Raw genomic sequence first — 14495 nt, 5'->3', positions numbered from 1 at the left:
TTTTTTGTGCGTCACTTAAACCTACTTATGAAGTTATTTGTTAGTCGATCGTTTTGAGTATTGGTCAAGGCGTACAACTTTTGGATCTTTATTGTTGGAGCCTTCGAAATGATCAAAGTATTTTTCTTCCATTTGTTCTAATGAAATAGGGGGATCAAAGTAAAAACCTTGGAAGAGGCTACAGCGCTCTTTGACTAAGTACTGTAATTGATCTTTAGTTTCTACGCCTTCTGCAATCACTTCTAAGCCCATATCTAGGCTCATGCCAATAACGGTTCTGATGATGGTTTCGCTATCCGGATCGCCTGGTACATCTTTAACAAACGAGCGGTCAATTTTAAGCTTGTCTAGAGGTAACTTTTTTAAATAAGTTAAGGAAGAGTACCCTGTCCCGAAGTCATCAATTGATAACCTGACTCCAAGTTTTTTTAATTCGTTTAAGACATCAACAGACACGCGAGCTTCATGCAGTAAGACCGTTTCTGTAACTTCTAGCTCTAACAGCTGTGGTGGAATTTTTGTTTGATCTAGGAGTTTCTGAATATAGTTGACTAGATCTGAGTTGCGTATTTGTACCGCTGATAAATTCACTGTAATAAAAGGAGAGTGTCCATACTGTTCAAGCCAGTGTTTAATTTGGTAACAGACTTGCTTCAACACCCACTCGCCGATGGGAATAATTAGGTGGTTTTCTTCAGCGATCGGAATGAACTCTGCTGGAGAAATAATGCCTTCGGTAGGGTGGCTCCAGCGAAGTAGTGCCTCGGCTCCAATAAATTTATCGCCTTCTTGAGTAACTTGGGGCTGATAACGAATGATAAAGCGGGACTCAGCTAAAGCTTTGCGTAGCTCTTTCTCAAGCACATGCTTCCTCACTACCGCCTTTTCCATGGCTTTTTTGAACACCGCGTAGCGATTTCGACCCATGGACTTAGCATAGTACATGGCTGTATCTGCTCTTTGAATAATCGACTCTTCCGTATCTGCGTCTCGTGGATAGATAACGACGCCTATACTCGCTGTTGAGAAGAGTTTATTACCATCAACGGTATATTCTTGAGCCAAAGTATAGTTAACTTTTTCAGCTATTTGACAGGCTACTTTCTCTGCCTTATCGGGATCTCCAGATAACTGGTTAAGTTGTATAATAAATTCGTCGCCTCCTAGCCGTGAAATAGTATCGCCATCACGCACAATGCCTTGTAGTCTTTTGGCCACCTCCTGTAGCAATGTGTCGCCAGCCATGTGACCCAGTGAGTCATTAATAGTTTTAAAGTAATCGAGATCAATAAATAATACTGCACCACTGTGACCATAGCGCCTAGTTAGGGCTAATGACTGGTGAATTCGATCATTAAGCAGCAAGCGATTAGGTAGCTCGGTTAATGAGTCGTGCTGTGCCATATGTTGGATTTGCCGTTCGTACTCTTTTGACTCAGTGATGTCTACGCCAACAGTTACAACGGAGGGGATTCGGCTGTATCGAGTGATGAATGGAACTTTGGATACGTTGAGAGTTACTTTGTTATTCTCAATGTCAAAAGTTTCGATTTCTTTTTGGATGGCGTGAGCATCGCGTCTTAGAAGAATAGCTTCATCTTCAAACAAATTTTCTGCGTTAGGTAGGTTGTCTACTAGATCTTTTTTACAGTATCCCTCTATGTCAGTCATGCTGATTCCAAAGAAATTAGCTGCGTAACGGTTAGCGAGGATTATTTTTCCATTGGCGTTGGTCGCAAGTATCATGTGCGGAACAAGATTGATGATTTGACGAATTTGATCACTTTGGTCTTCTAAATCTTGTGTTTGTTTCTTAACTTGTCTTTTCAATAACACGGCTATAAGAGCAGATATGAACAGTAGCCCAACGGCTACTAATAGTGCGTAAATTAACCATGTTGGAAAGACTTTATGCTCTTCGATGATACCTTGGAGATATTTCTCTTTTAAGCTGTAGTAGGGAGAGCTTGCATCAAAGCGCCATAGCTTGGTGTATCGATCGATGGTTTGCAGGATATCATTGTTTGTATTTTTAGCCGTTGCAAATAGAACCTTTCGAGGTTCAAACACTATTGGGGTAAGTTTAACGTGAGGGTTGTTATGGCTATAGCTGACAAGGTTGCTGGTGACCGCTGCGTATGCGTCGCCTGATTCAATTGAGGCCAACGCTTCTTTATAGGTTTGAACTTCAACAAAAGGGCACTCTATATCAAACAGTTCGCATAAACTCTTTAACTTAATGCCGTAAACTTCATTCTTGATAGCTGCAATTTTTTTACCAGATAAACCGATAATATTTTCAGGGACTTCGTCATCTTTGTGAATATAGACTTGCCCCCAACCGGTAAGGATACCTTCTTCGTTGTAATCCAGGTACTCGGCTCGGTCTTCTGAGTAAGCAATAAAGGGAATGAGATCGAGTTCGTGATTGAGTGTCTTTGGAATAACTTGTGGCCAGTTAAGTCTAACCCACTCTATGTCCCATCCTTCACGTTCGGCGATGGTCTCTAGTAACTCGACCATAAACCCTGAATTGTTTCCTTCTTGGTCAACAATCATGATAGGGGGAGCGTTAAACATAGCAACCCGTATGGAGCGCTTGGGCTCCTGACTCGGTGTGTTTGCCAATGCGTCAAGCGCTGGGATATGACTTATAAAAAGTAATGTGACCAGCACCAGGGTTTTAAAGTAGGTTTTATGCAATTTTTACCCCTCACTACCGATTACCTTATTATTTTTTCTTATTTTTAGCAATATAATTTATTAGTATTGGTAATTGCTTCCGGACTTTGATTTAAGCCACAGTTGGGCTGGTTCGGTGGCTGGAAATACACCAATTGAGTAGGCTGATTTAGGGCTTTTGAAAGGTGCTTGTGGCTGGTTTATGTACAATTGTTCTAGATAGTGCCTCTCCAACACCGACATATTTCCTTTACTCAGAATAAATGCTACAGACTCATAAAGGTCTTGGTGAGCTTTCGATTGAATATAACTTTTACAGTCAGACCCAATCTCCGAAATTCCATTCAGATAGATCAGTAGTTGAGGTAAGCGGCTGTGAAAGCGGTGGTATTGTTGAACAAGAAGTTCATCTTGTTGTTTCAAAAGGTCTGCAGTGAATTCTGCATTATAGGGATAGTCAACGCTAATCAAGGTATCACGAACCTCTACGATCGATATGGTTTGTGACTTCTTCGCTCTAGATCCATGTCTAGGCCTAGTCACTAGTTGCTTATCCATTGTTGAACCTCTTGCTCAATTCACTAAAACGTCGCCATTATAGAGAACAAGTGGTCGGATGTTTGTTATATTGTTTAAAATGTATACAAAAAGGGCAGCCCTAGAGCTGCCCTTAATCTTTTTTACATTGTGGAAATGTTAAATCAATACATTATCGAACAATCTTCATCTCTTTAATAAGGTTGCTGGCACCATCAATATGCTCCATAACCCATAACATGTAAGCACTGCTGACGTGGATTGAGCGATTCAGACTAGGATTGTAGTCCCAGTCACCAATGATCGACTCATAGACGCCATCAAATAGCAGTCCTACAAATTCAGCATCACCATTCATTGTTGGAGAGCCTGAATTACCACCTGTGGTGTCGACAGTACTTAGGAAATTGACTTGGACACTGTTAAGCGCCTCATCTTCATATTCCCCATACTGCTTGTTCTTAATAAGCTCTAACTGCTTTGCAGGGGAGTTGAATGGCTCTTCACCAATATGCTTTGCCGCTAAACCTTCAAGCGTGGTAAACGGTGTTGCAAACATACCGTCTTTAGGAGAGTAGCCTTTAACATTACCGTAGGTCACGCGAAGTGTGCTGTTAGCGTCTGCGTAGACTGCTTTGTCTTGTGATTCATAGTAGTCAATGATCGCAGCCATGTACTGTGGACGTAGCTTCTTGAATTTACCTGATTGCTCTTTGTCTTCCAGCTCTTTCGCGTGTTTCTCATCGAAAGTAGCAACAGCCAGCTGAATAAATGGGTCATTTGAGTTTTTAAACTCATCAACTGATTTACCAACCCAGCTTAAGCGCGTTTCTTCATCAGTAAGACCTGTTTCAGCAAACATGTTGTCAACTTTGGCATTGAACTTTTCTGCATCAAACTCTTCATCAATGCCCATGAACGTGTCATAGCTTTGGACGCGGTCTTCCGCTGGCAGTTTAGCGTATTCAGCAACGAAGTGCTTATACAATGCTTTTTCAACGTCAGCATCCCAACGACGGTTCATACGCTTCAAGCCTTCCCTGATGCGAATTAAGTCGCGTTCTTGGTAGCCTGGCTCACGCTCTGCGTCTGGTTTCTGGCTTTCAATGGCTAGACGATATAGCTGAGCGGCTGTACCAGAAAGAGTATCTCGGTTCATGCCCCACTTTTTAAGCTCCACTGCCTGATCTTTAATGTCTTCTTTAATCAGGGCATCAAGCTCAGCAACAGCATCACCATGCTTTTCCTTCATCTCAGGATTATCAAGTAGCCAAGCTTCTAAGTCTGCTTCAAGTTTTTGTCTGCGCTCTAGCAAGTCACCTTTGCCATAGCTTTCAATCATACTACCCCAGTTTTTCTCAGCATTGTTTAGACCTGCTAGAGTACTGGCATACTTAACGCGGGCATCACTGCCTTCAGGTGCGTTTTCTTTGATGATATCGATGTATTTGTGAAGAATGGTGCGGAATGTCGGGTAGCGCCATTCAAATTGGTTCTCTACTTCTGCGCTTGTACGGTAGCGGTTTGTACGGCCCGGATAGCCGGTAACCATGACGAAATCACCTTTCTCAACACCGTTAGCGTTAACTTTCAAGAAATGCTCTGGCTCATAAGGAACATTGTCTTTAGAGAAGTCAGCTGGTTTACCGTCTTTGCCCACGTATGCACGGTAAAAAGCGAAATCGCCGGTATGGCGTGGCCACATCCAGTTATCAACATCACCGCCGTATTTACCAATGTGTGACGATGGTGCGTACACTAAACGGACGTCACGGATTTCCATTTGTTTAATTAAGCGGTATTCCAGTCCACCGTGGAAAGCGTATACATTACAGCGGTAACCGTCTTCAGCTTCACAATCTGCGACTAAGGCCTTTTCTTTTTTCTCAACGGCTTTGTAGCGCTCCATACCAGACATTTCATCTGTTAAACCATCGTTGATGGTGTCTGTTACATCAGTGACTTCCGTGGTTACATATACTCGAGAGCCTGGTGCTGCTGCTAGTTCTTCTGAAAAATCTTTTGCTAAAAAGCCTTTTTCCAAAAGGTTGTTCTCAGCAGTTGAGTTGAACTGAATGCTACCGTAGGCACAGTGATGGTTTGTTGCGACTAAGCCTTGAGGAGAAAGGAACGATGCCGTACAACCACCAAGACTGATGACAGCCCCCATTGGGAATTCGGTCAACTTGCTTAAATCTTCAGGATCAATATTTAAGCCTGCATCTTCCAGCTGATCTTCGATTAATGGCAATTGGCTCGGTTGCCACATACCTTCATCCGCCATCAATGGCGAAGTCGCTGCAGCAACAGAAATCGCCGCAACTGATAGTAACTTCTTCATGGAGTAGTCCCCTGATGTTGTCATTTGAATTATTGCAGCCAAACAATATAAAGAGTTGGAAGACAATTTCCAGTGGGGTTGGGTAGTAAAATGTAAATAAGTGTTGCAGTAGGAGATCGTAGTATTGTTCCTTTTCTTGCTTGTCCAAGAAAAGGAACCAAAAGAAAGACACCCCTAGATTAAGGTTATCCTGCGGATAACTCCCTTCGTAGTAAATCAATCACTTAACGCATCGTGAAATACATCCCATCCATGGTCTGAATTTCACTATTCAAAACGTCCTGTTTTGAATTGCTATGATTGCTTTTCTACTCAGCTTAATCTAATGGGTAGGTATGATACTATCAAGCGTCACTAACTCTGAGTGTTCAGATAAGACATGTGAATTAAGGAGATAAAACAAATGAAGATAGAAGCGGGCAAAAAATTTTGAAGTTAGGGTTAATTATGTTTCAAGTTATACCATTACTTTAACAGATGGTAGTAAAATTAGAGGTTTGATCACACCAAACAACGCTTTTACTGGTAAGTCTGAGGGGAGTATTATAAGTATTGATGTTGAAGTGCTAGTCCCTAAAGAGACAGGAAAAGAATTTTGATTAAAAAAGCGCTCGGTTTAGAGCGCTTTTTTAGTGAAGCTTAGACGTTCATTTCAGGAACGTGGTCTGGAATAACTAAGTCTGCTTCTGTTTTTTCTTTAATTTCTTCTACCGATACGCCTGGTGCGCGTTCAACGAGGTGGAAGGCGCCATCTTTAATTTCCATTAAGGCTAGCTCTGTGATGACGTGCTTAATGCATTGTGCGCCAGTCAGCGGTAGGGTACATTTCTTGAGGATTTTCGATTGGCCGTGTTTGTTGGCGTGTGTCATGGTGACAATGATGTTTTCTGCGCCCGCTACTAAGTCCATTGCGCCGCCCATGCCTTTGACCAACTTGCCAGGAATCATCCACGAGGCGATGTTGCCTTCTTGGTCAACTTCAAATGCACCCAGTACGGTTAGGTCGACATGGCCACCACGGATCATGGCGAAGCTTTCTGCAGATGAGAAAAATGCTGCGCCGGTTGCGGCTGTTACTGTTTGCTTACCTGCGTTAATCAAGTCCGGATCAATCGTTTCTTCGGTAGGGAACTCGCCCATGCCGAGTAAACCGTTCTCTGACTGCATCATGACTGATACGCCTTTTGGAACATAGTTAGCGACTAGGGTAGGGATACCAATACCTAGGTTTACGTAGAAACCATCTTCAAGTTCTTGCGCCACTCGCATGGCGATTTGTTCACGTGATAGTGCCATGATTGCGCTCCTTATGCTTTAACTGTGCGTTGTTCGATGCGTTTCTCAAAGCTATCGCCTTTAATCACGCGTTGAACATAAATACCTGGTGTGTGAATAAAGTTAGGATCTAACTCGCCGGGCTCAACAATTTCTTCAACTTCCGCTACAGTGATTTTGCCTGCGGTTGCCATCATCGGATTAAAGTTCATGGCAGTTTTGTTGAAGATTAAGTTACCCATAGTGTCGGCTTTCCACGCTTTAACTAGCGCGAAATCTGCTGTTAGCGACGGCTCTAGTACATAGTCACGGCCATCGATATTTCGAGTTTCTTTACCTTCAGCAACTTTCGTACCGAAACCAGTTGCGGTGAAGAAAGCAGGGATGCCTGCGCCACCAGCTCGAATTTTCTCAGCTAAAGTACCTTGTGGCGTTAAGATCACTTCCATCTCGCCAGAAAGCAGTAACTTTTCGAACAATTCGTTTTCACCAACGTAAGAACCAATCATGGTGCTGATTTGGCGCTTTTCTAACCACTTACCTAAGCCAAAACCGTCAACACCCGCGTTGTTTGAAATTGCAGTGAGGCCTTTATTGCCCATTTTATAAACTTGTTCGATCAAGCCTTCTGGAATCCCGCAAAGGCCAAAACCGCCAATCATAACGGTCATGTCGTCTTTGAAGCCCTCTAAGGCTTCTTCGTAACTGTTTACGACTTTATTAAAACCTGACATTTTAATTCCTCGTCATATTTTAAGAGTATTTGTGTAACCAATATCGGTTCTTTTGTACTATTTCTTGCTATTTTCTTTTTGCAAGAACGGCATTCGCTACACGCGATACCGGTTTTCTTCCTAGCTCGTCAGAGATATAAACACCAGCATCGACTAGCTTATCTAAATCAATGCCTGTTTTAATACCTAAGCCATTCAGCATGTAGACCACATCCTCAGTCGCTACGTTACCCGTCGCGCCCGGTGCATAGGGGCAACCACCAAGGCCTGCCACAGAGCTGTCGATGGTGCTAACACCAAGTTCTAAGCAAGCATATAGATTTGCCAGCGCTTGTCCATAGGTATCGTGGAAATGGCACGCTAATTTCTCTACTGGTACAACCTTTGATACGGCTTCAATCATCGCCTTGGCTTTGGCTGGCGTGCCGACACCAATGGTGTCACCCAGTGATATTTCGTAGCAGCCTAAGTCATAAAGGTCCTTAGCAACTTTGGCGACTTGCTCAGGTGCGATCTCGCCATCGAAAGGGCAGCCCAGTACGCATGACACATAGCCACGAACTTTAATACCGTTCTCTTTAGCAGCTTCCATCACAGGCTTAAAGCGCTCGATGGATTCAGCGATTGAGCAGTTAATATTCTTCTGCGAAAAGCCCTCAGAAGCGGCAGCGAACACAGCCACTTCTTCAGCGTTACCGGCTAGAGCACCTTCAAAACCTTTGATGTTCGGCGTCAACACTGGGAAGGTTACCTCTGGATGAGCTTCTTTCAAAGGTTTCAGCGCTTGCATCATCTCGTGATGATCCGCCATTTGAGGTACCCACTTTGGCGAAACAAAAGCTGTTGCTTCAATATCATTCTCGCCAGCGGCGATTAAACGCTTAATCAACTCAACTTTAACTTCGGTTGATACAGGTTGCTTTTCGTTTTGCAAACCATCGCGAGGTCCCATCTCTACGATGCGAACCTCCTTCGGTAAATGCTCAATATGATCGTCAACTAGAACCATAATCGTTTCCTAAAATCAGTTGTCTCGAGTATTACTCAGCGGCATCAAGAATCAACAACTCAGCTCCGTCGTCGACCAAGTCACCTGCATTGTATAATACTTCAGCGACTGTACCTGCCGTTGGCGCATTAATGGTGTGTTCCATTTTCATCGCTTCTAGGATGATTAGTGGCTGACCAGCTTCGACCGAGTCACCCTCAGAAACTTTGACTTCAATAACCGTGCCCGGCATTGGTGCTGTTAGGCTACCGCCGGCATCTTCAGAGTCACCGTCCAGACCTCGCTCAACTTTTTCAAGCATCTGGTATCTTCCACCAAAAGAATTACCGTTAACGAAAATGTGCAGGCTTTTACCATCGTCAACAACCTTAGCATTGTATCGTTTACCAGAAGCATCAAGGCGCAGATCGTTGCCCTTTAACTCAGCAGCATGAATTTTGACTTCCTTAGACGGAAGCTCTAGCAGATACTGATGATCGTGCGTTTCGTCACGATAGTGTGTTGTCACCGACACTTCGTTTGGAATGCTGTCGACATAATCAATGTATTCAAACGCATGATGGTTATCGGTATTTAATCGCCAGCCGCTAACTGAGTTCCAAGGTGAATAAGGGTCGGCGCTATTTGCTGCGGCTTCTTCAGCAGCCTGTTGACGTTGTACCAATTGGTAAACTGTTGCTGCTACCAAAGCATCTTCATCGGCGGGAGCATCTTCCAAAATTAGCTCGTCGCGATAACGCTCGATGAAGTTAGTGTCTAAATCACAATCTTCGAATGCTTGGTTGTTCGCTAGTGCAGAAAGAAACTCAACGTTAGTCGTTAAACCAACTACTTGATATTGAGCCAAAGCACCACGTAAGCGGGCTAGGGCAGCGTTACGGTCATGATCCCAAACAATAAGTTTCGCAATCATTGGATCATAATGCACAGAAACCGTATCACCTTGAAGAACACCCGTATCAATTCGAACGTGTTCACTTTCTTCAGGTGTGCTTAAGTGCAATAAAGTACCGGTTGCTGGTAAGAAGTCTTGGCGTGGGTCTTCAGCATAAATACGAACTTCGAAAGAATGCCCGTTAATCGTCAGGTCTTCCTGTTTCGCTGGAAGCTCTTGTCCTGAAGCCACTTTTAATTGCCACTCAACCAAGTCTTGCCCAGTGATTTTTTCAGTCACTGGGTGCTCAACTTGAAGACGAGTATTCATCTCCATAAAGTAGAAAGAACCGTCTTCGTCATATAAGAACTCAACGGTTCCAGCGCCGACATAGCCAATGGCTTGTGCCGCACGGATAGCCACTTCGCCCATCTTCTGACGGTTTTCTTCTGACATGCCTGGAGCAGGGGCTTCTTCGATCACTTTTTGGTGACGACGCTGAACTGAGCAGTCCCGTTCAAATAAATGAACTGCATTGCCGTGTTTATCAGCAAACACTTGAATCTCAACGTGGCGAGGCTTGGTGATGTACTTTTCAACCAACACCTTATCGTCGCCAAATGAAGCCGCTGATTCACGTTTACAAGATGCTAAGCTTGATTCAAATTCTTCAGCTTTCCAAACGATACGCATACCTTTACCACCGCCACCAGCTGTGGCTTTGATGATAACAGGGTAGCCGATATCGTCTGCTTGAGATTTCAAGAACTCAGGGTCTTGGTTTTCGCCATGATAGCCTTTAACTAAAGGCACGCCTGCTTCTTCCATGATTTCTTTTGCCGCTGACTTTGAGCCCATCGCCACGATAGCGCCTTCTGGCGGGCCGATGAATTCAATGTCTGTTTCTGCTAAGGCTTTAGCAAAACCGGCGTTCTCTGATAAGAAACCGTAGCCAGGGTGTACTGCTTGTGCACCAGTTTCTTGAGCCGCTTTGATAATAAGCTCAGGTTTTAAATAAGAATCTTTTGCAGGAGCAGGACCTAAGTAAATGGCTTCGTCCGCCATAGCAACGTGACGAGCGTTTTTGTCTGCCTCGGAATAAACCGCGACGGTGCGAATACCTAGCTTTTGTGCGGTTTGAATCACACGACAGGCGATTTCACCACGGTTTGCAATTAATATTTTAGTAAACATAGATGCTTCCTTAACTGTCGCTGTGTTCATTTGTGTTTGAAGTACCTACTGACCAGTCAGCGGGGCGCTTTTCTAAAAATGCGTTTAGACCTTCTTTGCCTTGTTCACTTGCTCGAATATCAGCGATACGTTTCGCTGTTTCGTCTAAGACGTCTTGATTAATTTCTTTTCCTGCAACCGCTTTAATTAAGCTCTTTGCAGCACGAACAGCCTGCGGACCATTCGCTAATAACCCAGCGATCATTTCGTTTGATTTTGCAACAAGATCTTCTTCAGCGACCACTTCATGGACTAACCCAAACTCTTTAGCCTGAGGTGCTTTAAAGCGCTCTGCAGTTAAGAAGTAGCGTTGGGTTTGGCGCTCGCCGATAGCTTTAACAACGTATGGGCTAATCACAGCTGGAATTAAGCCTAGCTTAACTTCAGACAGACAGAAGCTCGCGCGCTCAGATGCGACAACGATATCGCAGCAAGCGACAAGACCGACGCCACCACCGAATGCTGCGCCTTGAACCACAGCAACTGTAGGTTTGCTTAAGTTGTAAATTGTATGCATGAGGTCAGCTAAACCCTGAGAATCTTTGTAGTTCTCATCCCAGGTGTAATCTGCCATGCGGCGCATCCAATTTAAGTCTGCGCCCGCGGAGAAACTTTTTCCTTCAGCTTCCAGCACGACAACTTCAACGCTCGGGTTAGCGTCTAAACGACGGAAAGCTTGTGTTAAGTCGGCAATTAATTGATCATCAAAAGCGTTGTGGATTTCACCACGTGCCATGGTGATACGGCCAACGCCACGACCTTCGGAGCCGAGCTCTTTGGTATCGATAGAAATGTTAAGTGCTTCAGTCATAACTAATGATTCACCTTACATTCTGAAGACGCCGAACTTAGTTTCTTCGGCTTCTTTGTTCATTGCAACGGAAAGACCCAAGCCCAGTACCATGCGCGTGTCTGCTGGATCGATAATACCATCGTCCCACAAGCGTGCGCTTGAATAGTAAGGGTGACCTTGTTTTTCATACTGATCTTCAATCGGCTTCTTGAAAGCTTTTTCTTCTTCGTCTGACCACATTTCTTCGCCACGACGTTCGAAGTTGTCGCGTTTAATTTGTGCCAGTACGTTAGCCGCTTGTTCGCCACCCATCACAGAAATACGCGAGTTAGGCCACATCCATAAGAATTTAGGGCTGTATGCGCGACCGCACATACCATAGTTACCCGCACCAAAACTACCGCCAACAATCACGGTAAACTTAGGGACTTTGGCACAAGCAACAGCAGTCACCATTTTCGCACCATGCTTAGCGATACCTTCGTTTTCGTACTTACGGCCGACCATGAAGCCTGTGATGTTTTGCAAGAAAACCAAAGGAATGCCACGTTGTGAGCATAGCTCGATAAAGTGAGCGCCTTTTTGCGCTGACTCTGAGAATAAAATACCATTGTTGGCGACGATGCCTACAGGGTAGCCATGGATGCGTGCAAAACCACAAATTAGCGTTGTGCCGTACATGGCCTTAAATTCATCTAGTTCTGAACCGTCAACAACGCGTGCAATAATTTCACGAATATCGAAAGGTTTACGAGGATCTTTATTGATCACGCCATACAGTTCTTCTGTTGGGTACAAAGGTTCGACTGGTTTTTTAACCGTGACGAAAGGTTCTTTCTTGCGATTTAAGTTAGACACCACTTGGCGTGCTAATTTTAATGCATGCTCATCATTTAAAGCATAGTGGTCAGTAACGCCTGAATTTTTACAGTGAACGTCTGCGCCACCTAAATCTTCGCTCGATACCACTTCGCCAGTCGCTGCTTTAACCAGAGGAGGGCCACCCAAGAAAATCGTACCTTGTTCTTTAACGATGATTGACTCATCAGCCATTGCTGGGACGTATGCGCCGCCAGCCGTACAAGAACCCATTACCACGGCAATTTGTGGAATGCCTTTCGCAGACATGTTGGCTTGGTTATAGAAAATACGACCAAAGTGATCTTTGTCTGGGAATACTTCGTCTTGCTGTGGCAGGTTTGCGCCACCTGAGTCTACTAAGTAGATACAAGGTAAGTTGTTCTCTTCAGCGATTTCCTGAGCACGTAAGTGCTTTTTAATCGTTTCTGGGAAATAAGTTCCGCCTTTTACCGTTGCATCGTTAGCAACAATCATGCACTCAACGCCAGAGACACGGCCAATACCCGCGATTAAGCCAGCTGCTGGAACCTTGTTGTCGTACATGTCCCACGCCGCCATTTGTGAGATCTCTAAAAATGGCGAGCCAACGTCCAGTAGCTTACGAACGCGATCACGAGGAAGTAATTTTCCACGTGATAAATGTTTTTCTTGGTACTTTGGGCCACCACCTTGGGTGATGTACTCCATCTTATCGCGTAGGTCATCGACTAAAGCGCTCATGGCTTCAGAGTTTTCGATAAATGACGCGCTACGCGAATTAATCGAAGATTTAATTACTGGCATATAATTTTCCTGTCTAAAATCTTACAAATATCTCAGTCATTCCCGCGAAGGCGGGAATCTCTCTTGCGCTAATTTTATAAAGATTCCCGCCTTCGCGGGAATGTCTTAATAGCTCTTAATCCTGGCCTATTGCTCTAGCAATAACCATTTTTTGAACTTCACTGGTGCCTTCATAAATTTGTGCAATGCGAACGTCACGATAAATACGCTCAACAGGGTAGTCTTTAAGGTAACCATAACCACCTAAAACTTGAATCGCGTCAGAGCACACTTTCTCCGCTGCTTCAGAAGCGAACAGTTTCGCCATGCAAGCTTCTTTCAAACAGGGTTTACCTGCGTCTCGAAGCTGCGCTGCGTTAAGCACCATGTTACGCGCGGCATCAACCTGAGTCGCCATTTCAGCTAGCTTAAATTGTACTGCTTGATGTTTGAAGATCGGCTTACCAAAAGAAGTACGGTCTTTTGAGTACTCTAAAGCGTACTCATAAGCCGCTCGTGCCATTCCGACAGCTTGAGCAGCGATACCAATACGACCACCTTCAAGGCCTGAAAGCGCGATTTTATAACCTTCACCTTCTTTGCCTAACAAGTTCTCAGCTGGAACTTTGCAGTCTTCAAACACGATTTGAGCCGTATCAGAAGCATTTTGCCCCATCTTGTCTTCAATATTGGCGACAATGTATCCTGGCGTATCCGTTGGCACGATAAAAGCACTAATACCTTTCTTACCGGCATCAGGATCGGTGACGGCAAATACGATAGCAATATCACCATTTTTTCCGGAGGTAATAAATTGCTTAACGCCATTGAGGATGTAGTGATCACCGTCAGGACTCTTGTGAAAAGACGCTTTCGTTTTAAGGTCCGCAGCATCAGAACCAGCATGCGGTTCAGTTAAACAGAAAGCACCCAGTGCTTCACCAGAAGCCATTGGCTTTAAAAACTTTTCTTTCTGTTCATCGGTACCAAAGTTTAAGATCGGCATACAACCAACCGAGTTAGTGACCGAGATCACCGTGGAACAAGCGCCATCGCCAGCTGCAATTTCTTCTAAGACCAAAGCTGCGGCGGTGTAACCAATTTCGCTGCCACCCCATTGCTCAGGCACCAGCATGCCATAGAAACCTAGCTCACCTAGGCCTTTCAATGCCTCGGCAGGAAAGGTTTTGTTCTTGTCCCACTCTTCAGAGAAAGGGGCAATACGTTCTTGAACATAGCCGCGAGCCATGTCCTGAATCATTGTTTGTTCTTCTGTCAGAATCATTTTGTCTAGTCGCTTAGGTTTAACTTGTCATTCCAAACCGAGGCAATGCCTCGGATTTGGAATCTTAGATCCTGACTTTCGTCAGGATGACAGGGTTTAGTTAATAATT

Annotated in this window: 10 protein-coding genes; all 10 read right to left on the bottom strand. The window is 44.4% G+C overall.

The genetic code is table 11. The annotated features are described in order from the left end of the window. Nucleotides 1–33: 33 nt before the first annotated feature. The 10 genes from KFK88_RS05740 to KFK88_RS05695 all read right to left on the bottom strand — a co-directional run bounded on the left by KFK88_RS05740 (nucleotide 34) and on the right by KFK88_RS05695 (nucleotide 14386). Nucleotides 34–2703, bottom strand: coding sequence for an EAL domain-containing protein (locus KFK88_RS05740; RefSeq protein WP_223577717.1), 2670 nt, complete (start codon nucleotides 2701–2703; stop codon nucleotides 34–36). Between the two features lie 60 nt (nucleotides 2704–2763). Continuing rightward, nucleotides 2764–3240: a hypothetical protein gene (locus tag KFK88_RS05735; protein ID WP_223577716.1), complete on the bottom strand. Its 477-nt coding sequence runs from the start codon at nucleotides 3238–3240 to the stop codon at nucleotides 2764–2766. Nucleotides 3241–3391: 151 nt separating this feature from the next. Then, the gene (locus tag KFK88_RS05730) at nucleotides 3392–5560 is read right to left on the bottom strand and encodes a S46 family peptidase (RefSeq protein WP_223577715.1); all 2169 of its coding nucleotides are present in this window, start codon (nucleotides 5558–5560) and stop codon (nucleotides 3392–3394) included. A 639-nt stretch (nucleotides 5561–6199) separates the two neighbouring features. Further along, on the bottom strand, nucleotides 6200–6856 hold the full coding sequence (locus KFK88_RS05725; protein WP_223577714.1) for a CoA transferase subunit B: 657 nt from the start codon (nucleotides 6854–6856) through the stop codon (nucleotides 6200–6202). An 11-nt stretch (nucleotides 6857–6867) separates the two neighbouring features. Continuing rightward, the gene (locus KFK88_RS05720; RefSeq protein ID WP_223577713.1) at nucleotides 6868–7569 is read right to left on the bottom strand and encodes a CoA transferase subunit A; all 702 of its coding nucleotides are present in this window, start codon (nucleotides 7567–7569) and stop codon (nucleotides 6868–6870) included. 67 nt (nucleotides 7570–7636) lie between these two features. After that, entirely contained in the window at nucleotides 7637–8578 is a 942-nt protein-coding gene (locus KFK88_RS05715) for a hydroxymethylglutaryl-CoA lyase (protein ID WP_223577712.1), read from the bottom strand. A gap of 31 nt (nucleotides 8579–8609) precedes the next feature. Further along, nucleotides 8610–10646 carry an acetyl-CoA carboxylase biotin carboxylase subunit gene (locus KFK88_RS05710; protein WP_223577711.1) on the bottom strand — a complete coding sequence of 679 codons (2037 nt, stop codon included), beginning with the start codon at nucleotides 10644–10646 and terminating at the stop codon, nucleotides 8610–8612. Nucleotides 10647–10656: 10 nt separating this feature from the next. Beyond that, nucleotides 10657–11496, bottom strand: a complete 840-nt coding sequence (locus KFK88_RS05705; RefSeq protein ID WP_223577710.1) for an enoyl-CoA hydratase/isomerase family protein — start codon at nucleotides 11494–11496, stop codon at nucleotides 10657–10659. Nucleotides 11497–11511: 15 nt separating this feature from the next. Further along, nucleotides 11512–13122: a carboxyl transferase domain-containing protein gene (locus KFK88_RS05700; protein ID WP_223577709.1), complete on the bottom strand. Its 1611-nt coding sequence runs from the start codon at nucleotides 13120–13122 to the stop codon at nucleotides 11512–11514. Between the two features lie 115 nt (nucleotides 13123–13237). Next, entirely contained in the window at nucleotides 13238–14386 is a 1149-nt protein-coding gene (locus KFK88_RS05695) for an acyl-CoA dehydrogenase family protein (protein ID WP_223577708.1), read from the bottom strand. Nucleotides 14387–14495: the final 109 nt, after the last annotated feature.

Origin of the sequence: Kangiella taiwanensis (assembly GCF_020005165.1) — a bacterium.
Taxonomy (GTDB): Bacteria; Pseudomonadota; Gammaproteobacteria; order Enterobacterales; family Kangiellaceae; genus Kangiella; species Kangiella taiwanensis.
The sequence above is the reverse complement of the archived record's forward strand: the minus strand, read 5'-3'. Positions and strand labels throughout refer to the sequence as shown.